Consider the following 24,294-nt stretch of genomic DNA (forward strand, 5'->3'; position numbering starts at 1 on the left):
TGTTTGGCTAGACTGGGTAATTACTTTAAGCTGCGCGCAATTGTGCCCTATTTACGAAGTAAAAACCCATGTTGTCGAGGAATTACCCATGCTGAATGAAAACAACCTGATCTGGATCGATCTGGAAATGACCGGCCTCAACCCGGACACCGACGTTATTATCGAAATCGCCACCATAGTCACCGACGCCGATCTCAACATCCTCGCCGAAGGCCCTGTATTTGCCATCCATCAGCCTGACAGCATCATGTTAAATATGGATGACTGGAACACCAACCAACACGGCAAATCCGGCCTCACCCAACGCGTGCGCGAAAGCCAAATCAGCATTGAACAAGCGGAAGCCGAGACCATTAAATTTTTAGAGCAATGGGTTCCCAAAGGCAAATCACCCATCTGCGGAAACTCCATCTGCCAGGACCGCCGCTTTCTAGTACGCGGCATGCCCAAACTGGAAGATTATTTCCACTATCGTAATTTAGACGTAAGCACCGTAAAAGAATTAGCCCGCCGCTGGAGACCGGATGTCATCGCCGGCGTGAAAAAATCCGGCGCGCATTTGGCATTGGATGATATTAAGGATTCGATTGCAGAACTGCAGCATTATCGGGCGACGTTTTTTAGGATGGAATAGATTATGCGGAGTTGAAATGATAAGGGCGCCGGTTGGCGCCTTTATTTGGGTTTTTTGTTTCAGGTTTTGGTCAATAGCAGAAACCTAACCAATCAGAGGACGATACATTTGGTTTTTAAAATCAAGTGGGGAAAGTTTGCGGCCACCTCAATTTACTCGGAGATATTATTGTCGAGTTTTAATCAGCGACCAACCGTATCTGTGCGAGCCTCAACTATTTCATCTCTCGTCATTCGGCGTTTCTCTTCCAGATCTTCTCTTGGTAATTTGTGTGCGTCTATTTTCATGCGTTCATTATGCCAAGTGTTTTTAATTGTCGGATTAATACTTACGTTGCCACTTGGCTGGATTTTGTGTGTGTCGCCTTCGTGCTTGATGTATTCTCGCATCGCATCGCATCGCATTGTTGGCTGGCGAGCCATGAAGAATATGCAGACGGATTTAATCCTGGATGCACATAGTGTTTATTTTTTAGTACCTATATAACTTGTCGTCGACTCCAGTCCGTGCTTTCGAATAAACAATTCACCTTTCTCTAAAATATTATTGTCCTCAATAACCTTGAATCCAACTGCTCTTAACTTGTCTGGAAAATCCAAGCCATACAATCTAAGATGATCCCACTGCCAAAACGCATTGGTTCGACCCTCTGGAGTTGTAATGGACCAATCCTCATAAGTTGAGGATCGATTTATATCAATTGGAACGTCCAACAGTGCTTTCCCTCCTGGCTTTAGAACGCGAAACAGTTCCTGCATTGCCTTTCTATCATTATCGATATGCTCCAGGACATGAATACAAATTATCAAATCAAATTGATCGTCTTTGAATGAAAGTTTTTTTATATCTTCTTTGCGCATTGCGCGGCGGTGATCTATATCAACACTCAAGTATTCGACTTTAGGATTGCTGAGCAATAGCTTGGTCATTATTTGCTCAGGTGCAAAATGCAAAACCCTGATTGCTTCTTGATCATATTCAGAAAGTATTCTATCCAGGGTGTATTTGTAAGATCTGTGCCTGGGGTGAGAGTAGCATTCAGGACAGACTGATTTCTTAAATACAAAGTCATAGCCTACGTGGAAATCTACAAAGTGCTTTCCTGTCCAGCCGCACAGGTTACATTTTACCTGTTTATGTGGGGAAACTTTGTAAGCGCTACCAGCATCAAGCATGCCACCTAGTAGTTGTATCCATCTTTGCGAGGTAGACGATCTGTTGGTTGCCATTGCGTGGTATCTAGTATGCCGGGCAACCCTCAGTAGATTCCGCATTTTTATTCAACTCCTTATTCAAAAAACTTGTTATTAGCTCGCAGGCATTTTCTACGCCATTTTCGTTTCTAACCAAATTTGAGTAGTAAGCAATCATTTCCTGGTGCTGCTGGCTTCCTTCAATATGGAGCAGGATGTCGGCAACTCGATCAGCAAAAAAATCTTCAGGAAAGACAGAACCTCCTAAACCAAACATCATAACTCTCACACCGTTAGCGGGCTGGTCATACATTCGCGGCCTAACTATTTGAGGAATACCTGCGCGTAACGCCTGTGCAAGTGTACCTATGCCGCCATGATGAATCAGGCATCGAGATTGAGGTAAAAGATGGGAGAATTTGGCGTGCTCTAGATATAGTAAAGCGACGTCATTCACCTTTGTTAATTTATCAAATGCCGTCCTTCCGTGCTTGGCGCAAAATATCCCGGGTGAACCTAGTTTTCGACAAATTGGTATCATCTCTTCAATTAATGCCTCAACATCCTCGACGGCAGTGCCGGGGGTAAATACTATAGGCTTACCGTGAGCACGAATAAATGAATCGACAAACGTTTCTTGTTCACCCTCTATTTCCTCAATAAAGGGGAAGCCAACGAAGGTGTATTTTCCTGAGCGATTGTCAAAAGGTTCGCTAAACCACTGTGGCGTTAGCACAATTTCAGCAGGAACATTCATTTTGGGGACAATTGCTTTTTCTCTTCGGAAACTAAATTTTTGTATAAAATGATCCCAGCTACTCGCAACGGGTGCCAGCCCTAGCTCTTTTCTGTGAGCATTTAATTGATCTTTTACCTCGAATGAAAAACGTAATTTCATAAACTGCATTGGAATGGTGACATGGCGAATCCACCATGGACTTCTGTCAGAGTAAAAGCTCGCGCAGAGGATTGCATCCTCATAATTCGCGGGAATTTGGGATGGGGCGTAATGTGTATATATGATAGGAATGTCAAATGCCTCGCAGGCTAAGACTGCTGGGCTGAGATTGCCGTGAGTAACGACCAAAAATTTTATCCCTTGCTGAACTTTTTCAGAAATATAACTATAAGCAGCTTTGTAGCTTTTACCTATTACGTTTTCATACCTTTCTTTGCGGCCTTCCCGTGTTTCTCCAGACAGATCTGCGCTTTCTCGGGCGCGCAATTGATCTTCAGTACTGCCTATCGGGTAAAAGTCAACGCCTATGTCTTCGGCGTAGGAACGAAAATATTCGTTAGCTAGAAGTGTAGTGGGTATACGGCTACTCATCTTCTTTGCGATTGCTAGCAATGGGTAAACGTCACCGAGCGATCCAAAAGCGACAAAAAGTACTTCTTGTTTTTTCATTGTTCCGCTCTCTAAAGATTGTAAAACTACTCGCCGGTAGGCGAGTAGTTCTTGATATTGGATACTACGCAGTGCGAATTAATTGCACTTCCAGTAGCCATTGCCGTAGGAGTCGGTACTAACCCATTTGCAGGGTCTTGTTGGTGGTTGCGGGTAGGACACACAGCTATAAGTAACGGTGCTAAAATACGTTCCATATGGGCATTGTTGACCACCACTTACGGCTTTCATTTCATCTTTGGATAAAGTACGCATATCAATTTCCTTGCTTTAGTTTATTTGAAGAACACGCAAACTGCGTGCAAGCTATTTAACGTCCTTATCAAGCCAGTCAATCGCCAGCTTACATTTACACTCTTTCATTGAAAAAGCGCAAATTTTCCATGTTCTAGGTTTTTCCGATGTAAATACTTCTGTCTGCTGACTCTATGGTTTCAGGGCGATGCGCAACAATTACGCGAGTGATTGCCAACTGCTTGACGTACTTGTTAACCAGGGACTCATTTTGAATATCCAGATGGCTAGTTGCCTCATCAAGAAACAATATCCGTGGTTGTCGATAAAGTGCTCGGGCAAGGACTATTCGCTGTTTTTGCCCGCCACTTAAACTTGAGCCCATATCGCCTACCAATGTCTGGTAATCCATGGGTAGCTTAAGGATTTCATCATGTATGCACGCTTTGCTGGTGGCCTCGTAGATTTTGTTCCAATTAGATTCCGCTTCGAATAGGGTAATGTTGTCTTTTAGCGAGCCTGATACCAGTTGATCATCTTGCATGACACCGGCGATTTGACTGCGATAGTGTTTTATTTTCTTCAAAGGCTTTCCGTCGACTAAAATCTCGCCAGAAGTTGGTTCCAGAAGCCCCATAAGGCACTTAAGTAAGGTTGTTTTTCCGCAACCGCTTGGGCCAACTATTGCAACACTTTCACCTGGATGAATTTCAAAGGATACACTGGAAAATGCGTCTTCTTCCGCGCCGTCAAATCGATAAGTCAAGTCGTTAACGGTAATTTTCCCCTCAAGTGGGGGAAGGGTGATGCTGTCATCGGGTCTTGATGTGTGCTCATTGATGTTCTCTTTTTTGGTGAACACAATATCGCTAATTCTCTCTAAATGTATATCCAGCATTTTAAAGTTAACCAGCTGATCAATCAGGTTGTTGACGGCACTTACGAAGCTCACCTTAAAACTCATAAATGCAAATAGCATTCCCAGAGTAAAACTTCCATCCATTACCAGGAAGGCAGCAAGTAGTACAATAAGAATATTTTCCAAGCCAAAGAGAAGGTGTTGTGCTGAGGAGAACGCGATTCCCCAACGAGTAATTTTTATCTGCTTATTTATCGCGGTAGCTAGTCTATTCAACCAATGTTGTTGCCGGTTGTTTTCCTGCTGGAACAACTTGATAGTTTGAACAGCTCGCAGAGTCTCCATGAAGTGAGAGTTCTCATTGGCGTCCGCTATTAGTTTTTCATGATTTAGCTGTTTAAATGGCTCATAAAAGAAGATTCTCAGCCCAACATAAAGTGCAACGACACCCAGTACAAGAAGCGTTAGATTGATGCTGTAGTAGAGCATTACTGCAAGGGTTGCAAGTGCCATGATACCGTCGAGTAGTGTGCTTATTATGCCCGTAGTAATCATCTGCCTTATGTGTGTAAGTGATCCAAAGCGAGAAACCAGATCACCTATATGACGTTTTGTGAAATAACTTAATGGCAGTCTTGAAAGGTGATAGAAAAGATTGGCTGCCATTTGTATGCTCAGCTGACTTGTAAGCCGCAGCAGCAAAAATTCTCTGAAAATTGACACCAGAATTTGTGTAAGCAGGACAAACGTAAACCCCGCGCCTATGGAATACAACAGCTGATTGGTATTTTGATTTGGGATCAGGTCGATAATGATTTGCGAATAAAGAGGAGTAACTAATGTGAAGCATTCAATAAAGATCGATACAATAAATATCTGAATTAATGCCCTCTTTAGGCCACTAATTTTGCTCCAAAGGTCTGATATCCTAAGATGCTTGTATTCATTTTTCTTTTCAAATTCTGACGTGGGAATAAGTTCAAACGCCACTCCCGTGAACCGCTTGGAGAATTCCGCCAAGCTAATTTTTCGTCTTCCGTACGAAGGGTCATGGAGCACAACATGGTTTGAGCCGACGGACTTTAGCACCGCAAAGTGATTTATATCCCAGTGAATAATGCATGGCAAATTCAACTGCGATAGTTCTTCTACTTCAAGTCGGACGGCGCGAGATGCCAAGCCAATTCTTCCAGCGATATCGGATAACTGTGCCAAGTTGGAGCCGTACGCAGAAATAGGATAGGTTCTTCTTAGACTGGCTAAATCCACGGAGTAGCCGTGGAAGCCAGAGATCATTGCAAGGCACGCCAAGCCGCATTCTGCTGTTTCAGACTGCAGAACAATAGGTAGCTTTTGGTGTCGAGAGAAATCGAGAAGGTTTAAAGATTCGAAGGAGCTAAATCCGTTTTCTGGCTCGGGTATTTTCTGGCTATCAGTAGTCATGCGAGTTGCCCGAAAAATAGCGATTTTTAATCCATGAGATAACGGAAATTTTTCTGTTTCCCGTAGCAATGAAGAATGGCATTCCTTCTCCAAGGATAAATTCATTTTTATCAATAAATATTGTTCGTTGTTGAACTATTGCATCCACTCGAAGCTTGGGATGAGACATTTCATCTATGACCAATTTTTTATCTACTTTTTTAATTTTTGCAGTTACGTTGATCTGATTGTTATCTAAAATATTGGTTAGTTTTACATTAATTATTTTTTCTGGATAAAAGTGTTCCGTCAAGGTGGGTGGGGTATAGAAAATAGCAGTGATATTTTCTTTATCGTCTAGAGACAGTGTCCCTGAAAGTCTTTCAGAGACATCTACTTTAATCACGCTATTAAGGGTTATGCCAAGTACTAGCCATAAAGCGGCGAACACTACAAAGAATTTTGTGTGGTTCGGTCTCAGGATTACTTCACCATTTAATTTTGAATTGAATTCATCAATTACTTGCTGGCGAAACAAGCTAGGCACTTCTTTTTCATTACTCATTTCTGTCACGCAAAGTTATTTTTATTCTTCAGCTCGACGAATAAATCAGAGATTCGATGAGCATAGTCCATAGTAAATTAAGATGTCCCCGTATCTATTTAACTACGGGGTGGTGGGGTGGTATAGTCGTTATGACCAATAGTAAGATATGGGTTCTTTGCTGAACCGTCAACAGTTGATTTTTGTTGTGGCGTTTAAATTATCTTTAGTGTGGCGCTAGTATGTTTTTTATCGCAATGATTCTCTGCTGGGGGTATTAATAGGATTGAAGAGGGGCTTTGCCTATTTAATAAGGCAAGTTAAGGCGTGCTTGCAGGCGAACATTTTCCTCGGTAATGGCGCAAGTCTCAACTTAATTATCAGAAGTGGCGCGACTGATTGGCTTTAGGTGGTCAGCTGCAAGCCAGCAAACCCCACAAAAATAAGCACGAGGCTCACTGGCCGCCTTGGAATTTATGTTAGTGCATTCCACCTATCCCTAGATAAAACGCGTGCGCGAAAGCCAAATCAGTATTGAACAAGCTGAAGCCATTAAATTTTTAGAGCAATGGGTGCCTAAAGGCAAATCACCCATCAGCGGCAACTCCATCTGCCAAAACTGCCGCTTCCTCGTGCGCGGCATGCCCAAACTGGAAGATTATTTCCACTACCGCAATTTAGACGTAAGCACCGTAAAAGAGTTCGCCCTCCGCTGGAGACCTGATGTAATCGCCGGTGTAAAAAATCCGGCGCGCATTTGGCGTTGGATGATATTAAGGATTCGCTTGCAGAACTGCAGCATTATCGGGCGACGTTTTTTAGGATGGAGTGATTATATCCTTTGGGAGAGAAAGGCGACTTATTAGTCGCCTTTTTTTATGTGAATAAGTAGATGAAGTATGGCTTTTGGTTTTATGAAATTATCTATCGTTATCACTTTTTTATTAATTTTTATTGGTTTGTTATTGAATTTATATTCGGCACAAAATCAATTGTTGTTTGTTGTCATTAATTCATGGCTGCCTATATCCATTTTATGGATAGCGATTACCACCGTTGGCGATGGTGCGGTTGCAGACTGCATTTTTTACCTGTTTTTCAGGGGGCGCAGTGATGTATTGGCCAAAGGATTGGTTGGCGGTACAGCAGCTTTAATTGCATCGCAGGGCTTAAAGAAAGTGTTTTCCATTCCTCGTCCAGAGCACACAGAAGGTTTTAAAAATGATTTTCATCTGTTGACGGAGAGTATGGCTGTTACGAATTTTTCGATGTCATCTGGCCATACGGTGGTGAAATTTATATCTGGTGTGTTGTTGCTTTGGTATTTGAAACTGAGTGCTTGGAGAAAAATATTCCTCATTGCTGCGATGATTGCTGTAGCAATATCCCGTGTTGCACTAGGAGTGCATTGGCCTGCGGATGTATTGGTTGGTGCCGGGGTGGGCATGTTGATCGCGGTTGGTTGTGTATTGCTGCCAAGCAACATTAACAACAAAGGAGGCTTGTTAGTTGTGCATCTTTTATATTTGCCTTTTTTATTAATGCTTATCTACAACTACTTTCTTTGATGCTATGCAAGTTATGGCTCTTTTTAATTAACCTATTTATCCCAACTTGCTGCGTGGTAAGTCTATTAATCTCCGCCACCATCCCTACCACTATCTTCCCAATCCCTGTCATTATTTTTGTCGCTTAGGAAATAAACATTGCCTCCATCATCTGTATTGAGAGCCTGTTTGATGTGGGAGATTATCACCAAGTTGATATTAAAGGGAAGTTACGCGACATTACTGCAGTGCCCTTAGGGGGCTTTGCTTGGTGATCCTGATAGGTCAGGGTAAGGTTGTGTTTGTGGTAATTGACTGTAATGGTGCCGGTTCCGTGTCTATGCGATGATCTTATGTTTAATATTGGCGAGTGATTAAAGCCAGTAATCTAGTGTTTTATTAAGCGGTTTTGTTGTGTGAAATGGATAATAATCATGGACAAAATAAAAATGAAAAGTACGGAGCGTGAATCACTTAAATCAGCAGAAAACCTTCCTCTGGTGTCAATCATAATTCCCACTTTAAATGAGGGAAAATATATATCGCAAACATTGCAGCAATTGCATGATCAAACCTACCCCCAAAATCGGATGGAAATTATTGTCGTTGATGGCGGTTCAACGGACAGTACATTCGATATTGTTAGTCAATGGATTAACAGGTCAGTTTTAAATATAAAAATTTTACCAAATACTAAGCGGATATCGAGCTGTGCCCGCAATATAGGGGTGAGTGTTGCCCAGGGCGAGTACGTGTTGTTTATTGATGCTCATGTGTTTATTCCATCATCGCAACTAATCGAGAATATGGTGCGTGCAGCGCACCGTCAGAGCGCGCTGGTTTTAGGTAGACCTCAGCCGCTAACCCCTCCTGCGTTAAGCGTCTTTCAATCTGTAGTGGCAAATGTCCGTGGTTCAAGGTTCGGGCATTCCACCCGCTCATTTATTTATTCTGATGCTGAAGGATGGGTGAGTCCTGTGAGTGTTGGGGTTATGTATCACATTTCACTGTTTGATAAGGTGGGGTGCTTTGATGAAAGTTTTGATGCGGCGGAAGATGTAGATTTTAATTTCAGGTTGGAGCAAGAGGGATATAAGGCTTATATCAGTTCTGATTTCAAGGTACTTTACTACCCTCGGAAAAATATCGCGGGACTTGTGAAACAAATGTTTCGCTATGGTTTGGGGCGGGCAAGGTTTACGAATAAACATATTGGTGGATTACAGTTTGAAATATTCTTTCCTGTTTTTGCATTAATGATTCTATTGGTCATTGGTTTCATGGCATTTAATAGTTATATGCACATACTATGCATGACTTTTTGTGCGATTGGCTATTCGTCCTTGGTTGTTCTGTTATATAGAACTTTTGATGATGTGAAAGAATTGTTGCTCGCTCCTTTTGTTTTGCTGTCTATTTATATTGGTCTGGCGTTAGGGCTTTTGGCGGGACTAATTGAATGTCTTAATAAAAAATTCTGTAAGCGTAAGGAATCTTATAATGAATGAGCTGAGAGCATCAATTCAGGATCTTGGTTTTTGCCATATACAAAATGTTTTTTCGAGCGATGAGTTGGATCGCTGTGATTCTATTATTACAACGATGATGGAAAAAGAGGGGTTTATTGTCGATCTACTAAAAAGTGATATGTCGGGTGATTGTGATGTTAAACGGCAGCAAATGGAAATTTTAAGACCTTCTTTATTATCTGCCAGTTTGAGAAAGTCTCAGGTTTATAAGCAATGTTATTTAATAGCGAAGGAGTATTTTGGTGGTTCGGCTTACTATCTGTTTGATCATGCCATTTTTAAAATGCCGAATAGCACCACGATAACGCCTTGGCATCAGGATCAGGCCTATTTGGGGGATGACGTGATTATTCCCAGTTTGCATTTCTGGATACCGTTTCAGGATACCGATGCGAATAATGGGGCAATGCAGTTTATCAAGGCAAGTCACCATAAACTGCTGAAGCATAGATTGGCGTATCAACATAATTCACATGTGCTGACAGCAGTGGATTACTCCGAAAATAACTGTGTGAGTATGGATATTAAACGTGGTGATGTTTCAGTGCACACCAACTTCACATTACATTCAGCAACTGCAAACCATAGCGAATTACCACGTAAGGCCTGGGTTATCCATTTTGGCGAAAAACCGGAGATTTATAAGAGAGTTGCTAAAGTGAAAAACGGTTTTATTAAAAACATGAACCGCTTTTTACGCTCCAGTCATTAATAGGCTTCAATCTAAATGTATTGTGGCGCTTTATTGAGCACGGCGAGGATTTTATTGGCCTGATGCAAATATATAGCTGATTAGACTAAAAATAACCAGTCAACTTGAAAAAACGCTAATGTGGTTTACCCTTTTACGATGTATGTGAGGCGAATTGCCCCATCACATTGTTGTGAAAGAACAGGAGTTATTCACTCGTTGGTACTGTAATGCACTTTGCGTTACATCCTTTCCTTAGCCAAACAGTAAATAATGAAGCGTACATACAATTAATATTTACTGTAAGTAAGCCGGATAGTTATATCCATGCGCTGTTAGTAAGGTAACTCAAACAGTCGGCTGATTTTTATTTACTGGAGCATTTATGATTTTATGTAGTCCACGTTGGTGGCGCACCTGTATTAATAGTCTCTTTGCGTTATTTCTCATCAGTGTCGCGGCACATTCCCAAGCAGATGCTATCACTTATGTTGAAACCCAGACGAACAACGTCAATGGGGTGGCCGGACTCTTAGGTATCAGTGATGTGGCTGTCAGCCCTGATGGTAAGTTTGTCTACGCCGCATCCTACCAAGCGAATGCAATCAGTGTTTTTGAGCGTAATGCAGAAACAGGGCGATTGACCTACAGAAGTACGAATACTGGAGTATCTGCTGCTTTTAGCGTAGATGTCAGCTCTGATAACAAGAGTGTGTACGCGGCATCACCTACCGGTAGCGTGGTGTATGCCTTTGAGCGGAATCTAACCACAGGGGCATTGACCTCGATTGGTTCGGCATCAGGTTCACCAACAGGAGGTTTTGTGTCTGTTAGTGTCAGCCCTGATAGCAAAACAGTGTACGGCGTTGGCGGCAGCCCCAGTGGTTTGGTGGTGTTTAGCCGTGATATTGGGACAGGCGCTATTGCACGAGCGGCTGATTATGCTGATAACACCAACGGATATGCGTTGGGCCAGCTGTTTAGCCCCACTGCCAGTCCGATCAAAAATATCGCGTCAAGTGCCGACGGGCAGTTTGTGTATGTAACCTCGACCGTTGACAATGCGGTCACGCTTTTTAGCCGCAATGTAACGGGAGCGCTAACACAGATTGCTGTTTATGTAGATGGCGTGGCGGGTGTTGATGGTTTGCAGGCGGCGTCATCGGTAAAACTGTCTCCTGACGGTCAGCATCTTTATGTCACCGGTCAGGGGGAGTCATCTGTTGCTATCTTTGGTGTTGATGAAATCACGGGAGAGTTAACCTACATCACCAAAGTGACAAATGGCGTAAATGGCATTACCAATCTGCAGGGCACTCGTAGTTTGACGATCAGCCCGGATGGCAGATACGTATTGGTCAGTGCCATAAACTCTAGTTCGGTCACAGCCTTTTCCCGCGATGCTGCAACAGGTTTGTTAACGATTGACAGTGTTGCTATTAATGCTGTCAACGGGGTGACGAATATGTCTTCCCCATCGGGCATGGCGACAGACCCCCTGAATCGCCATTTATACGTAGCTGGGCAGGTATCAAACAGCCTGGTCGTATTTTCCTTGCCTACTCCTGCTATTAAATTATCAGCAAACACTGCTACAGCCATAGTATCTGGCCCTGCCATTACTTTGGATCCGCAACTTGAGGTGTTTGACTCTGACAGCCCTAGCCTTGCATCTGCAACCGTCACTATTAATAGCGGCTTCATCAATACTGATGCACTTGCAGTACAGACGGTGGCAGGTATTACAGCTGCTTATGATGCAGCTACAGGTGTGTTGACACTGAATGGCGTAGCATCGCTTGCTGATTATCAAGCAGTACTTAGAAGCTTGAGCTATCAGGCCGGCGCAGATCCTTCATTGGGGCAAGGTGACTCTTCAGCGAGACTGATCAGTATTCAGATTTCGGATGGTGAAAACACCAGTGCTGCTGTTGCTATTGAGGTGACTGTAGAAAAACCAAGTAGCTTTATAGTCAATTTTGTGGATTGGGATAGCACAGTATTAAGTTCCCAAGTGGTTGCAGCAGGTACTGCGGCTACGGCACCCTCGGCTCCAAGTCGCACGGGCTACAGCTTTACCGGATGGAGTCTGGCTTTTGATAATGTAACGGCTGATCTGACGGTGACCGCTCAATACAGTATCAATACTTATACGGTGATTTTTGACCTGAATGGCGGTAGCCGTACCGGTGGTGGAGCCTTAACCCAAACGGTAGATTATGGTCTGGCCGCGATGGCTCCGGTTTTTACAGGGCCTGCAGGTACCACCTTCACTGGTTGGAGTACCAGTTTTGATGCAGTGACTGCCGATTTGACCGTGACGGCTCAATACAGCATCAATAGTTATAGCGTCACCTTTAATTTGGACGGTGGTAATCGTACCGGCGGCGGCGCCTTAACCCAAACAGTAAATTATGGTTTGGCTGCGACAGCTCCTCTCTTTACTCCACCTCTCGGCAAAACCTTCTCAGGCTGGAGTACCAGTTTCAATGCCGTTACGGCTAATCTCACTGTCACAGCGCAATACACAATCAATACTTACACAGTGACTTTCGATCTGGATGGCGGTAGCCGTACCGGTGGTGGTGTCCTGGTGCAAACGGTTAATTACGGCGAGGCAGCAACAGCGCCAGTATTAACTGCTCCTGCGGGAAAAACCTTCAGTGGTTGGAGCGGCAGTTTCGATAATGTTACGGCTAATCTCACTATCACGGCGCAATACACTCAAAATAGTTACACAGTTACAGCGACAGTCGTCGGTGATGGAATCGTGACGCCAGCAACCCAAGAAGTGCAGTCAGGCTCTAATGCGATGCTTACACTGAATTTGTTGCGTGACGGTGATTACGTATCACTTGGCAGTAACTGTAATGCCACTTTATCTGGCAGTCAGATAACCACTTCTGCCATCACTAGCGATTGTGCAATCACAGTGACTGTTTACGCAGCAACTGTAGCGGCGAAAAACAGCGATAAAAATCTGGCAGTTAATGAGGCCAGCCGTTTTACGATAACGGGCGGCGTGGGCGATAAGCTGTTAACCGAAGCATCGCTCAAGCGTTCCGGTGATGAAACTGCTCTCGATCTCACTGATGCGAATGCGCTGGTCAAGTTGCAGTCTGATGGCAGCTATTTGTTCAGTTCCAATCGCACCGGGCGCTACACCTTGACCTATGTTGATTCCGTATCAGGTGAGCGTGTGACCCTGGGCTTTGATGTGCTGCCCTACATTGCCTTTACATCCAGTAAGCAACCGGTACAGCAAAACACAGCGACCAAGGTCAGGGTTTGGTTGAGTGACGAGCCAATTGAATATCCTGTTGTGGCAGATTTTGTTGCTACTGGTTCGACTCTGGCATCTGAGCAATTTGAATTAACGGCCGACGATAACTTGCATCGAACCTATGAGGTTACTGCCACTGCCGAGGTAGCTAATATCAGCCTCAAGCAAGAAGGATTGGTTGCAGCCTTGAGAGGTACTCCTGCGGTGCACACTTTGGCGGTACAGCAACAATTGCCGGCATTGGCTCTGACGGTCAGCGCAGCCCAAAATGGGCAGCAGGGTTCTGTCGTGACGACTGCTGATGGTGATGTTGTTCTGAATGTAGTGGAGCTCAATGGTATTAATGCGACTTACACTTGGTCAGCAGATGGATTGGTGTTGGTGACCAATGGTGCCAGCGCGAGCTTTAGCACGGGAACAGTACCGCAAGGTCTTTATACTGTGACGGTTCAGGCAACCGCCTTGGATGGTCGCACCGGTCAATATGATTTTGTTGTTCGTATTGTTGCTGATTGCCCTCTCAGTTCTTGTGCTGATACGGGCTACAACGGCGTTCCTGCTGTAGCTAATCCCCATAGCGCTACGTCAAACCGCCTTGCGTTGTGTCCATCTGTCGATGGTGCCACTAATCGTGTGGCTAGCTGCCAAGTTGAAGGTGCCGCTTCGCTTTATGCCGAGGCTCCAAGCCAATACACTTTGGCGCTGGGCGCACTTTCTGGTGATCAGTCTTGGGCAACGGGCCAGTTTGGCCTTGCCGTTAATGATCAAACCCTGGCTGATGATAAGGGCTATAGCCACTTGGGCGCGGTAGCGAATTTTGATGTGCTGGGCTTGGATCATCCGGGCGAGGCGGTATCGATTCTTGTGCCATTACCTACCGGCACCAAAATTCCCAAGGATGCTGTATGGCGTAAATACATTGCCAATCAATGGCGAGACTTTGCAGTTGATGATGACAATAAGCTCCACAGTGCTGCGCATGATGCATCAGGCTTGTGCCCCGGTGTATCTGCCGATACATGGATGGAGGGCTTGGTGCAAGGTTTTGATTGTGTTCGCCTGACCATTGAAGATGGCGGTCCAAATGATGCTGATAACACTGCAAACAATGTCATCCGTGATCCAGGTGTATTAGCTGTAGCACTGACACCGGAGCCGCCAGTTGAGCCTCCAGTGACTCCACCTACCGATCCTGTTGTTAAGGATGTGAGTGTCAAATCAGGTGGCGGTAGTATGGGCGGCGGTAGTCTATTACTGGTTGGATTGCTGGGCCTGGTCCGTTTCCGCAAAACGCTCGCGGCAATTATGTTACTGCCCTTGCCCGCGTTGGCGGAGGGCGTTTACTTCGGTGTGGATGGCCTGGCAGTAGAGACATCGGTAGAGAATACGAATGTCTCGGCCAAGATTGACAATATAGCCGGGGTGGCGGAGGTGGATGATAGTTCACGTACAGGCTGGCGGGTGTATGGCGGGTTGCCGCTTACCAATAGTCTTTTTGTAGAGCTTGGTTGGCTCGACATGGGCGAGATTACTACTCGGTTCAGCGGTATCCCTGAATCAACGAATCCTGCCCAGCTAACGGCTGTCGCTCCGCAATCTGGCAAGGGCTTTGAGTTGGGAATGCGCTGGCAAATGACAGACCGCTTTGAGCATCTCAAGCCAAGCCTCAGGGCTGGTGTTTGGATGATGGATTTCAAGCAACGCTACATTGAAGATGCAGGTATTAATCGTGACAGCGAGGGCGACAACGTCGCTTTTATTGGCGCCGATGCGCAATGGGTGTTGAGTGAACATTGGTCTACGAAGCTGGGTGTATCGCGTTACTACACTCAGGAATACGGCACTGTGACCCTTAACCTGGGCGTGGTATACAACTTCTAATAGTTAAACAGATCTTTGTTTGCCCCTAATGAATCATGCAAATGATTCATTAGGGGCTATTCACTCACAGAAATATATTTCCTTCCTTACGATTGAGCAGCATTCTGGGTAATCCAATTACTCGGATTTATTTTGCTTCATGGTAAGGACCAGGCAGCATACCGCGTGATTTATCGTTTACTGCAACCAAATTAGCTTGTGAAGATAAACCGTAGGTTTTATCAACCAGAGCACCAACGATTTGATCTGCAATCGCACCAACCAATGCGCCTACAAGTCCACCACCGCCATCACTCGAGCTCTGTTGTGCGAAAACTTTTGCTTCCCATAATAGTGTTCCGGTGCGGGTATCAACCAGGCGAACGGTAGAATCCACGACAGCAACAGATGAGATTACCTGAAACTTTTGTCCCCATTGATTGATGTGAACATACAGTACCGCATCAGCACCGGTAACACTGTGTATTTTATCCAACGGGACACTGTTCATTTCAGCTGGTGTTGGTAGGCCATTTTCTTTGAGTAAGGTATCAACTACAGCAACCGGAAAAACATAATAGCCTTTCTCTGCCAAGGGTTTGGATATTGTTGATAAAAAGGTATAGGTTGAGTTGACATCCGTTGAGTCGCTCATTGGCGGGATCACCAAAATGGATCGGGGTTTTGCAGCATGAAACGCCGTGTAGTCATAAGGTTTAACTGCGCAACCGGAGGTGATGGTGAGTATCAGTAAACCGAGTATTAATCCTAAATTTTTCATTTCATTCTTTCCCTTTTTCCAGACGAGTTAGCAATCCATCAACAAAAATAGCAGACTCAGGATAGTGAGCCAGCTCTTCATTCAGGGATAGTTTTGCCTGTTCACTATTGCCCATGCTGGCGTAAAGCATTCCCATGTGAGCAAAAACACCTGGTGGAACCGGCTTTCCTTTGCTCGCCGCTATTTCAACATCCTGACGCAGTTTGGTGAGTTGTTGATCTGCGGTTGCTTCTCCAGGGTTTTTATACATATCGTAAACAACTTGCTCGTAGTTGCCCCAATGATATGTTGTCTGATTATTGACACAGCCAGTCAGGCAGAGTGCCAGTACTAAACTTACTATTATTTTCATTGTCATTTTCCTTATTATTTCTCAATATTCCAAACGCCGTTCTGTAAATCGCGAACCATATTGTTTACCGCTTCGGTGATCGCATAATTCAATACTTTACCGTTGAGTGTGGCATCGTAACCCGCTGTGCCGCCAAAACCGACCACTTCGCGATTGCTCAATACGTATTCACCCGCTCCTTGAGTTGAGTAAATAATTTCCGAGGTTCTGACATCAACAATATTCAGCGCAACCTTGGCATAAGCTGTTTGTTTTTTGCCTGAGCCCAAAATGCCAAACAATTGCTGATCGCCAGTCACTTTGCGGCCGAATTCAGTTACATCGCCGCTGACTGCATAATTTGCACCTTTCAGTGTTTGGTTTATACCCGAGATTTTTGCTTCAGTCTCCAGGCCGCTCATGTTGTCGCGATCCACAACACTAAAGCGATTGGTTTGTTGCAGGTGGGTTTTCAAAATGGTTTTTGCCTGGTTACCCAGATTATCCACATTGGTAGAGAACATACCTTGCAGATACGTAGAGCGATTTTGGAAATTGCCTACGACCAATGTGTACTTGGTGCCTTGATAAGTAGTGCCGTGGGTTTCAACTGTCTGTGGGGTGATTTCGCGGTGTGACTCTGTTGCACAAGCGGTACATAATGCGATTAGGCAGCCAACCCCGATACTCTTTATTATTTTCTGGCCGATAAATGTAACCATTAAAAACATCTCCATTCGTTAATTTACAGTGAGTGAGCGTTACGCAAAGGTAGCGCTTATTTTTGTTTCACAAAAAACCACTGATAATAATCAGTGGTTTTTGATCTACAGAAATAGGGTTGTAGAGCAATTTATACGTTAAACAAAAAATGCAGCACGTCGCCGTCTTTGACTACGTATTCTTTGCCTTCTTTGCGTGATTTACCTGCCGTTTTGGCTCCTTGTTCGCCTTTGTATTGCACAAAGTCGTCGTAGGAAATGGTTTCGGCGCGGATGAAGCCTTTTTCAAAATCGGTGTGGATGACACCGGCGGCTTGCGGCGCTGTGGCACCTACCGGGATGGTCCATGCACGGACTTCTTTTACGCCAGCAGTGAAATAGGTTTGCAGGCCAAGCAGTTGATAACCGGCGCGAATCACGCGGTTAAGGCCGGGTTCTTCCATGCCCATTTCGGCAAGGAATTCTTTTTTGTCATCGCCTTCCAATTCAGCAATGTCAGCTTCGAGTTTGTTGCAAATCGGCACCACGATGGATTTTTCTTCTTCCGCGATTTTGCGGACTACATCCAAATGCGGGTTATTTTCAAAACCATCTTCTGCCACGTTAGCGATATACATGGTTGGTTTCAGCGTAAGCAGATTGATTTCTTTGAGCAGCGCAATTTCTTCTTTATCGAGCGGGAATGAACGCAGTGGCTTGGCTTCATTCAGGTGTGGCTGCACTTTTTCCAGTAAGGCTTTGATGGCCATCGCGTGCTTATCGCCGCCTTTGGCCGATTTGGCGTAGCGGTTAATGGCTTTGTCTACCGCTTCCAGATCGGCGAGGGCGAGTTCGGTATTGATTACTTCAATATCGGCCGCCGGATTTACGCCATTGGCTACGTGGATCACGTTATCGTCGTCAAAACAGCGCACAACGTGGGCGATGGCGTCGGTTTCGCGAATATTGGCGAGGAATTTATTGCCCAGACCTTCGCCTTTTGAAGCGCCTGCTACCAGGCCTGCGATATCCACAAATTCCATGGTGGTGGGAACAATGCGCTCGGGTTTAACAATTTCGGCCAGTTTGTCCTGGCGAGGGTCGGGTACTACCACTATGCCGGCGTTGGGCTCGATGGTGCAGAAAGGAAAGTTTTCCGCGCTGATACCGGCATTGGTCAATGCATTAAACAGTGTTGATTTGCCGACGTTGGGCAGGCCGACGATGCCGCAATTGAAACCCATGATGCTATTCCGCTAATGAGAAGTATGAAAAATAAGGGGTATAAATCGAAAGGGCGCGATTATACATGCTCGGCGTCTATTAGACGAAGTTTGCCCCGCTGCCAAGAGTGCTTGGATTTACGGATGGCTATTTTTTGGGATCGGTGTGCAGGTTTTTCATCGCCGTGTTCCAGTCACCTTTAAGCGCGTCGGGCAGGCATTGAATGGAGCGGGTGATCGCCTCGTCAATCAATTCCTGCTCGGCGGCGGGTGCGCGTTTCAGTACAAAGTTGGCGACTTGCGCGGCAACACCGGGGTGGCCGATACCCAAGCGCAGGCGAGGGAAGTTCTGGTTGTTGCCGAGGGCGGCGATGATATCGCGCAGGCCATTGTGGCCTCCGTGGCCGCCGCCCTGCTTAAAGCGTGCGACGCCGGGGGCGAGATCCAGTTCGTCGTGGGCGACTAAAATGGCCGCGGGTTCGACTTTGAAAAAGTTGGCCATGGCGCCAACGGACTGCCCGCTGCGATTCATATAGGTGGTGGGAATTAACAAGCGCAAATCGCGCCCTTGATAATTTACGCGCGCGCTCAGGCCAAAGTATTTGCTGTCGGTTGCCAGTGTGGCGCCGAGTTTATGGGCCAGTTCGATCACAAAATCTTGCCCGGCATTGTGGCGTGTGCGGTCGTATTCGCTGCCCGGGTTGCCGAGGCCGACAATTAACTGAATCGTGTTGGTCATGGTTGAGCCCTGGTAGTCAATGAAACGAGCCAATGGCTCAAAAGCAGAGTGCGGCGCGCATTGTCGCTTTAATAACACGCAAAAAAAAGGCCGGATCCGAAGATCCAGCCCTTTTCAGCAGTGGGTAAAAAGCAATTACGCTTCTTCGCCTTCTGCAGCGCCTTTCGGCTTCTGGATGGTTGCAACAGCCAGGTCGTGATCCGCGCCTTTTTGCAGGTCGGCAGAGATAACGCCAGATGGCAGTTTCAGGTCAGAAATATGGATGATAGTGCCAACTTCAGCAGCCGCCAAATCTACTTCAATGAACTCTGGCAACTGGTGTGGGAAGCAGATGATGTCCAATTGGGTCAGGTTGTGAACCACTTTACCGCCCTGGATTTTCACGCCTTTTGAGCCAGCTTCATTGATGAAGTGCAGAGGTACGTGAGTGTGTACCTTGGTTGACTTGTCAATGCGCAGGAAGTCCAAGTGCAGAACAACAGGCTTGGATGGGTGACGTTGAACATCTTTCAGGATCACATCTTGTGCAGTGCCATCAACATTCAGGCTGATGATGTGAGAGTAAAATGCTTCGTGTTCCAAGTGCTTCATCAGTTCGTTTTCAGAAACTGAAACGCTGGCTGGAGCTACGTTGCCACCGTAAATTACGGCAGGAACTTGTTTTGCCAAACGACGCAGGCGGCGGCTCGCACCTTTCCCCAAGTCGTTACGGGCTGTTGCATCTAATTTAAAGTCTTCAGACATGGTTACGTCCTCAATTTTCCGTGTAGATCCGCGACCAGAATCTACCGGGTTTCAGTAACCGCACAGCAAATGTTGTGCGGTGGTTTACCAGGTGCAATGTTGCGTTATGAATTAGCGAAACATTGCACTCAGGGATTCTTCATTGCTTAAGCGGCGCACCGCTTCAGCGAGCATTCTTGACAGTGTCAGGCTGCGAATACGCGGGCAATTTTTTGCGGCTTCGCTGAGCGGGATAGAATCGGCAACGACCAGTTGATCCAGCTCGGAATTGTTCAGGTTTTCGATCGCCTTGCCTGACAGTACCGGGTGGGTACAGTAGGCCACCACTTTTTTGGCGCCTTGGGCTTTCAGTGCTTTGGCAGCGCTGCACAGAGTACCAGCGGTATCGATAATGTCATCTACCAGCAAACAGGTGCGGCCTTCCACTTCACCAATAATGTGCATTACTTCAGCAACATTAGCGCGTGGGCGACGTTTATCAATAATCGCCAGATCAATACCCAATTGTTTGGCTACCGCACGGGCGCGCACTACGCCGCCGATGTCCGGTGATACCACAATCAGGTCTTCAAATTTTTGTGCTTCTATATCTTCCAGCAGTACCGGTGAGCCGTAAACATTATCAACAGGGACATCAAAAAAACCCTGGATTTGTTCGGCATGCAAGTCAACAGTCAATACGCGGTCAACACCTACACCTACCATCATGTCGGCGACCACTTTTGCAGTGATGGGTACACGTGCGGAGCGTACACGGCGATCCTGACGGGCGTAGCCGAAATAGGGAACTACGGCGGTGATGCGGCCAGCGGAGGCGCGACGCAAGGCGTCGACCATCACAATCAATTCCATCAGGTTATCGTTGGTGGGTGCGCAGGTGGGCTGCACCACAAACACATCGCGACCGCGCACGTTATCGTGCAACTCTACGGCAATTTCACCGTCAGAAAACTGGGACACAGAAACATTGCCAAGCGGCATGCCCAGGTGGCCAACAATTTTTTTAGCGAGGTCCGGGTTTGCGTTGCCGGTAAAGACCATTAAGTCAGTCACGTCAGATACCTTTTGGTGATTGCTGGGGTGATTGTTGGTGCGTGGATGCCAGAGCCGATACTTTCTGTTTGCGCAAAGCAGCGTTTTTTACCCTAAGGAATTCCAGCCGGTTTGGCGATTTTGGTTGGGTAAAAAAGAAAGTGTTTTGAATAGTCATGATGAGAAAATAGATGGCAGGGGCGGAAGGACTCGAACCTACGAATGGCGGGATCAAAACCCGCTGCCTTACCACTTGGCGACGCCCCTGTTGTTCTTGATCAGTTTGGCGGAAGCAGTTTGTAGAGCGGTGATTGGTTTACACCTTGTGCTACAAAACCGGGCAGATCACTGGGCAATAATGCCTGCACTTGCTGTGCTTTTTCTGCCGACTCAAAGCTTGCAAAAACGCATGCTCCGGTTCCCGTCATTCTTGCGTTGCGATCAAATTTCTGTAGCCAGTTGAGTGCTTTATCTACTTGTGGGTAGAGCCTTCTCACCAGTGCTTCGCAGTCATTTTTACCGCCCCGCTCAAGGAAGGCCGCCACTTTAATGGCCGACGTATCTCTTGTCAAATCTTTATGTAAAAAAATTTCTGCAGTGGATACATGGCAATCAGGTTGCACAACCAAAAACCATTTTGGCTGCATTTTAATAGGTTCTAACGCTTCGCCGACCCCTTCTGCCCATGCGGTTTGGGCATTAATAAAGACGGGCACGTCGGCACCGAGTTGCAAACCTATTGTTTGCAGTTGGTTTCTGGTTAGCCCGCAATTCCATAAATGGTTAAGTGCGACGAGCGTTGTTGCCGCATTGCTGCTGCCACCGCCAATGCCACCGCCCATGGGCAGTCGTTTGTGTAATTGGATATCCACACCGGCATCGGCAGTTTTGTAGGCTTCCAATTTGCGCACGGCTTTAATAATTAAATTTTGCTCGAATGCGACGCCGGGCAAATCGGGCGAGAGGGTGATCTGGCCATCTGTTCGGGTGCTAAATGTCATTTCATCGCCGTAATCAAGTAGTTGAAACAGGGTTTGCAACTGGTGATAGCCGTCGGCGCGGCGGCCGGTAATGTGCAAAAACAAATTCAATTTGGCGGGCGATAGCAGGGTCAGGCTAGTCATTCAGAGTATCCACAGGCTTTTAATGGGGCGCCTGATTGCCCAGTTGCCAGTCGCGAATCACCAGAATCAGGCGCACATCGTCGTGTTCAGCGGTGATTTTTCCTGGCAGGGTAAAGGTTTGGTCGGCGGGCGCTGTGCCGCCGCTGTGCGCACGGAAGGTGTAATTTTTGTAGTTGCTGTAGGCAATGGACCAGCCGCCTTGTTGTAACTGGGCGATCAAGCCGGATTCATTCTGCTGCAGATGGGTAATCCGCTGTTTTGGGGCAGGCACGCCGCGTACCCAGTAGGTGAGTTCCGCCACCGGTAAGGTCCAGCCTGCTGCTTTTTTGATAAGGGCTTCGGCGCTGCGGGCTTCCAGTGCATCGCTGCCGGTTTGTTCAAGACGTACCTTGCCGGGGGTGCCGGTGATGATCATGCGTTTCTGGCCGAGCGGGCCACTCAGGTTGATCTGGTAGTCGGCGAGTTGTTGGGCCCACTTGAGCGAGGCGCTGCCGCTCTCATCCGGGGTGCGAATACCCAGTTTTCCATTCAGTTCCCAGTGGGTGATGCGTTGTAATTGCTGCTGGTGAGCGACCAGATCCGGCGGTGGCGTAAATGAACCGCGATGGGCACAGCCGCTGATTGTCAGTAATAGCAGCAGGCAGATAAAACAGCGTTGCATCATAAGTCGGCCTTGAGGCGGTCAAGTGTTTCGCGAATGGTGTCGCTGTCCGGTTCCCGCTGTTGGGCTTCGCGCCAGATGCGACGGGCTTCTTCTTTATCGCCAATCACCCAAAGCACTTCGCCCAAGTGAGCGCCAATCTCCGCATTGGGAGCGGCTTCGTAAGCCTGGCGCAGGAGGTTTAACGCATCCGGGTATTTGCCGGTGCGGTAGTGGAGCCAGCCCATGGAATCGATAATGGCGGCGTCATCGGGTTTCAGTCGCAGTGCTTTTTCCAGCAATTCATAGGCTTCGCTGTAGCGCTGGGTGCTATCAGCCAATATGTAGCCCAGGGAGTTGAGTGCCGCCACATTGTCGCTGTCCTGTTTGAGGATTTGCCGCAGGTCGCGCTCGGTGGCGGGCAGGCGCTGGCGTTCGTTATTGAGCATGGCACGGGTAAACAGCAGGCGTGTACTGGTGGGAAAGTTGGCCAACCCTTCGTTGAGTACCTGCTCGGCTTGTTGCAGGTGTTCGTGTTTGATGAGTGTTTGGCCGTGCAGCACATAGAGCGCTTCGCTTTGGTCCGGGTAGCGCAGGCGCACACGATTCATGTGTTGTTCCGCGCTGAGGAAGTCCTCCTGGCGGACAAAAATATCCAGTAGTTGCAAGGTGGCGGAGAGGAAATCGTTGCCGCCATTCACTTGCAGGTAGTGGATGATCGCCTCTTGCAGGTCGTTGCTCGCCTCGGCCATGCGCCCTAAATAATAGTGGGCTGTAGCTATGTGTTGATCGCGATTTAGCAGCTCTTCAAAGGCGTTGTGCGCAGTTTCAAGGTCCCGCCGCTCCAGCGCAATAATGCCCAGCGATAGCAGCATGTCACCGTTGGCGGGCAGTTGCTGGCTGAGAATGGAGAATTGCTCCTGTGCCAGCGCCATGTCGTAACGGGTCAGGATGCGAGCATATTGTTGGCGCAGGCTGGTGTTTTCGGGGTAGAACTCCAGCAGATTGGCCATTTTGGTGATGGCTTCCTGGTCGCGCTTGAGTTGATGCAGCAGGTTTGCCTCCAAAATGGCGGCGGGGATGCTGCGCGGGTGCAATTTCAGGGTTTTGTGGACCTGTTGCATCGCCTCGTCGTATTCCCCGTTTTGCTGCAGCAATATGCCAGTGCCGACGAGCAGTTGTTCGTCCTCCGGGTGACGCTCCAACTCTTGCCTGAAGTCATCCAGCAGGCGATTTCTGGCATCGTCTTCAATACTGGCTGCGCTGGCGGCGATATTCTGGAACAGCGGCTCGCCACCTTCGTCCAGCAGGCGGCGCGAGTAGTCAAAGGCTTCGTGCAGTTGCCCTAATTGCAAGTGAGCCAGGGAGGCGTTGGCCAGTGCATCTTGATTATGTGGTGCTTCGTTGGCCCAGAGTTTTGCCATTTCCAGTGCCGTTGGGTAATTGCTTACATAGCGGGCGATCAGGGTGGCGCGCTCGGCGACTTGAGGGTCGCGGGTTTCGCGGGCCTGCTGCACATAGTTACCCAGTGCTAAATCATATTGCGCGCGGCTACCGGCAATTTCGGCGGTCAGGAGTGAGTAGAGCGTTTCTGTCGGGAAGGGGCGGGCGGGAATTTGTACATGCACTTCCGCTTCGGGCGACACTATGGCCGGTGCCTGATCCACTGCTGCCACACTGCGACTTGCCTGCAAGCTGCAGCCGCTCAGTACCCAGTAGAGGGTCATGCTCGACAGTATAAGAGGACGGTGTTTGATCATGCTCGACCAGCAACA

General features: G+C 47.1%; 19 protein-coding genes, 1 tRNA gene and 1 pseudogene. 6 read left to right on the plus strand and 15 right to left on the minus strand.

What is annotated here, in order from left to right; genetic code table 11:
• The first annotated feature begins 88 nt into the window (after positions 1–88).
• On the plus strand, positions 89–634 hold the full coding sequence (orn, locus tag B0D95_RS18885) for an oligoribonuclease (RefSeq protein WP_078045832.1): 546 nt from the start codon (positions 89–91) through the stop codon (positions 632–634).
• 464 nt (positions 635–1,098) lie between these two features.
• On the opposite strand, the gene B0D95_RS18895 is transcribed toward orn (B0D95_RS18885), so the two are convergent.
• The 4 genes from B0D95_RS18895 to B0D95_RS18910 form a co-directional block, all read right to left on the minus strand.
• A complete protein-coding gene (locus B0D95_RS18895; protein ID WP_168172490.1) occupies positions 1,099–1,863 on the minus strand; it encodes a class I SAM-dependent methyltransferase in 765 nt (254 codons plus the stop codon).
• A 10-nt stretch (positions 1,864–1,873) separates the two neighbouring features.
• A complete protein-coding gene (locus tag B0D95_RS18900; protein WP_078045319.1) occupies positions 1,874–3,235 on the minus strand; it encodes a glycosyltransferase in 1,362 nt (453 codons plus the stop codon).
• Between the two features lie 388 nt (positions 3,236–3,623).
• Complete coding sequence (locus B0D95_RS18905; protein ID WP_078045320.1) at positions 3,624–5,771, minus strand: peptidase domain-containing ABC transporter; 2,148 nt, start codon at positions 5,769–5,771, stop codon at positions 3,624–3,626.
• Entirely contained in the window at positions 5,761–6,315 is a 555-nt protein-coding gene (locus B0D95_RS18910; RefSeq protein WP_078045321.1) for a hypothetical protein, read from the minus strand. The genes B0D95_RS18905 and B0D95_RS18910 overlap by 11 nt, the downstream gene beginning before the upstream one ends.
• A gap of 485 nt (positions 6,316–6,800) precedes the next feature.
• On the opposite strand from B0D95_RS18910, the pseudogene orn (B0D95_RS18915) reads away from it, so the two are divergent.
• The 5 genes and pseudogenes from orn (B0D95_RS18915) to B0D95_RS18935 all read left to right on the plus strand — a co-directional run.
• A pseudogene (orn, locus tag B0D95_RS18915) lies at positions 6,801–7,126 on the plus strand (oligoribonuclease); the annotation flags it as partial.
• A 67-nt stretch (positions 7,127–7,193) separates the two neighbouring features.
• The gene (locus tag B0D95_RS18920; protein ID WP_078045322.1) at positions 7,194–7,862 is read left to right on the plus strand and encodes a phosphatase PAP2 family protein; all 669 of its coding nucleotides are present in this window, start codon (positions 7,194–7,196) and stop codon (positions 7,860–7,862) included.
• 413 nt (positions 7,863–8,275) lie between these two features.
• Positions 8,276–9,349, plus strand: a complete 1,074-nt coding sequence (locus B0D95_RS18925; protein WP_078045323.1) for a glycosyltransferase family 2 protein — start codon at positions 8,276–8,278, stop codon at positions 9,347–9,349.
• Positions 9,342–10,082, plus strand: coding sequence for a phytanoyl-CoA dioxygenase family protein (locus B0D95_RS18930; protein ID WP_078045324.1), 741 nt, complete (start codon positions 9,342–9,344; stop codon positions 10,080–10,082). The genes B0D95_RS18925 and B0D95_RS18930 overlap by 8 nt, the downstream gene beginning before the upstream one ends.
• A 364-nt stretch (positions 10,083–10,446) precedes the next feature.
• Positions 10,447–15,225 carry a beta-propeller fold lactonase family protein gene (locus tag B0D95_RS18935; RefSeq protein WP_078045325.1) on the plus strand — a complete coding sequence of 1,593 codons (4,779 nt, stop codon included), beginning with the start codon at positions 10,447–10,449 and terminating at the stop codon, positions 15,223–15,225.
• Between the two features lie 127 nt (positions 15,226–15,352).
• Here the strand turns inward: B0D95_RS18935 and B0D95_RS18940 are convergent, their stop codons facing one another.
• The 11 genes from B0D95_RS18940 to B0D95_RS18990 form a co-directional block, all read right to left on the minus strand.
• Positions 15,353–15,985, minus strand: a complete 633-nt coding sequence (locus B0D95_RS18940) for a GNA1162 family protein (RefSeq protein WP_078045326.1) — start codon at positions 15,983–15,985, stop codon at positions 15,353–15,355.
• A gap of 1 nt (position 15,986) precedes the next feature.
• Positions 15,987–16,337, minus strand: a complete 351-nt coding sequence (locus tag B0D95_RS18945; RefSeq protein ID WP_168172491.1) for a DUF4810 domain-containing protein — start codon at positions 16,335–16,337, stop codon at positions 15,987–15,989.
• 14 nt (positions 16,338–16,351) lie between these two features.
• Positions 16,352–17,038, minus strand: coding sequence for a CsgG/HfaB family protein (locus B0D95_RS18950; protein ID WP_078045328.1), 687 nt, complete (start codon positions 17,036–17,038; stop codon positions 16,352–16,354).
• Between the two features lie 131 nt (positions 17,039–17,169).
• Positions 17,170–18,261, minus strand: a complete 1,092-nt coding sequence (gene ychF, locus B0D95_RS18955) for a redox-regulated ATPase YchF (protein WP_078045329.1) — start codon at positions 18,259–18,261, stop codon at positions 17,170–17,172.
• Positions 18,262–18,388: 127 nt separating this feature from the next.
• The gene (pth, locus tag B0D95_RS18960; RefSeq protein ID WP_078045833.1) at positions 18,389–18,979 is read right to left on the minus strand and encodes an aminoacyl-tRNA hydrolase; all 591 of its coding nucleotides are present in this window, start codon (positions 18,977–18,979) and stop codon (positions 18,389–18,391) included.
• A 135-nt stretch (positions 18,980–19,114) separates the two neighbouring features.
• Positions 19,115–19,723, minus strand: a complete 609-nt coding sequence (locus B0D95_RS18965) for a 50S ribosomal protein L25/general stress protein Ctc (protein WP_078045330.1) — start codon at positions 19,721–19,723, stop codon at positions 19,115–19,117.
• Positions 19,724–19,834: 111 nt separating this feature from the next.
• Complete coding sequence (locus tag B0D95_RS18970; RefSeq protein WP_168172492.1) at positions 19,835–20,776, minus strand: ribose-phosphate pyrophosphokinase; 942 nt, start codon at positions 20,774–20,776, stop codon at positions 19,835–19,837.
• Positions 20,777–20,947: 171 nt separating this feature from the next.
• A tRNA-Gln gene (locus B0D95_RS18975) sits at positions 20,948–21,022 on the minus strand.
• An 11-nt stretch (positions 21,023–21,033) separates the two neighbouring features.
• Entirely contained in the window at positions 21,034–21,879 is an 846-nt protein-coding gene (ispE, locus tag B0D95_RS18980; RefSeq protein ID WP_078045331.1) for a 4-(cytidine 5'-diphospho)-2-C-methyl-D-erythritol kinase, read from the minus strand.
• Between the two features lie 19 nt (positions 21,880–21,898).
• Positions 21,899–22,543, minus strand: a complete 645-nt coding sequence (gene lolB, locus B0D95_RS18985) for a lipoprotein insertase outer membrane protein LolB (protein WP_078045332.1) — start codon at positions 22,541–22,543, stop codon at positions 21,899–21,901.
• Positions 22,540–24,246, minus strand: coding sequence for a tetratricopeptide repeat protein (locus B0D95_RS18990; protein ID WP_246841656.1), 1,707 nt, complete (start codon positions 24,244–24,246; stop codon positions 22,540–22,542). Before B0D95_RS18990 ends, lolB begins: the two co-directional genes overlap by 4 nt.
• Between the last annotated feature and the right edge of the window lie 48 nt (positions 24,247–24,294).

This window comes from Cellvibrio sp. PSBB023, from assembly GCF_002007605.1.
In the GTDB taxonomy this organism is placed as follows: Bacteria; Pseudomonadota; Gammaproteobacteria; order Pseudomonadales; family Cellvibrionaceae; genus Cellvibrio.

Coding starts and splice junctions, on each gene's coding strand:
- orn (WP_078045832.1), top strand. CDS start 89: ATGCTGAATGAAAACAACCTGATCTGGATCGATCTGGAAATGACCGGC.
- B0D95_RS18895 (WP_168172490.1), bottom strand. CDS start 1,863: ATGGCAACCAACAGATCGTCTACCTCGCAAAGATGGATACAACTACTA.
- B0D95_RS18900 (WP_078045319.1), bottom strand. CDS start 3,235: ATGAAAAAACAAGAAGTACTTTTTGTCGCTTTTGGATCGCTCGGTGAC.
- B0D95_RS18905 (WP_078045320.1), bottom strand. CDS start 5,771: ATGACTACTGATAGCCAGAAAATACCCGAGCCAGAAAACGGATTTAGC.
- B0D95_RS18910 (WP_078045321.1), bottom strand. CDS start 6,315: ATGAGTAATGAAAAAGAAGTGCCTAGCTTGTTTCGCCAGCAAGTAATT.
- B0D95_RS18920 (WP_078045322.1), top strand. CDS start 7,194: ATGGCTTTTGGTTTTATGAAATTATCTATCGTTATCACTTTTTTATTA.
- B0D95_RS18925 (WP_078045323.1), top strand. CDS start 8,276: ATGGACAAAATAAAAATGAAAAGTACGGAGCGTGAATCACTTAAATCA.
- B0D95_RS18930 (WP_078045324.1), top strand. CDS start 9,342: ATGAATGAGCTGAGAGCATCAATTCAGGATCTTGGTTTTTGCCATATA.
- B0D95_RS18935 (WP_078045325.1), top strand. CDS start 10,447: ATGATTTTATGTAGTCCACGTTGGTGGCGCACCTGTATTAATAGTCTC.
- B0D95_RS18940 (WP_078045326.1), bottom strand. CDS start 15,985: ATGAAAAATTTAGGATTAATACTCGGTTTACTGATACTCACCATCACC.
- B0D95_RS18945 (WP_168172491.1), bottom strand. CDS start 16,337: ATGAAAATAATAGTAAGTTTAGTACTGGCACTCTGCCTGACTGGCTGT.
- B0D95_RS18950 (WP_078045328.1), bottom strand. CDS start 17,038: ATGGTTACATTTATCGGCCAGAAAATAATAAAGAGTATCGGGGTTGGC.
- ychF (WP_078045329.1), bottom strand. CDS start 18,261: ATGGGTTTCAATTGCGGCATCGTCGGCCTGCCCAACGTCGGCAAATCA.
- pth (WP_078045833.1), bottom strand. CDS start 18,979: ATGACCAACACGATTCAGTTAATTGTCGGCCTCGGCAACCCGGGCAGC.
- B0D95_RS18965 (WP_078045330.1), bottom strand. CDS start 19,723: ATGTCTGAAGACTTTAAATTAGATGCAACAGCCCGTAACGACTTGGGG.
- ispE (WP_078045331.1), bottom strand. CDS start 21,879: ATGACTAGCCTGACCCTGCTATCGCCCGCCAAATTGAATTTGTTTTTG.
- lolB (WP_078045332.1), bottom strand. CDS start 22,543: ATGATGCAACGCTGTTTTATCTGCCTGCTGCTATTACTGACAATCAGC.
- B0D95_RS18990 (WP_246841656.1), bottom strand. CDS start 24,246: ATGACCCTCTACTGGGTACTGAGCGGCTGCAGCTTGCAGGCAAGTCGC.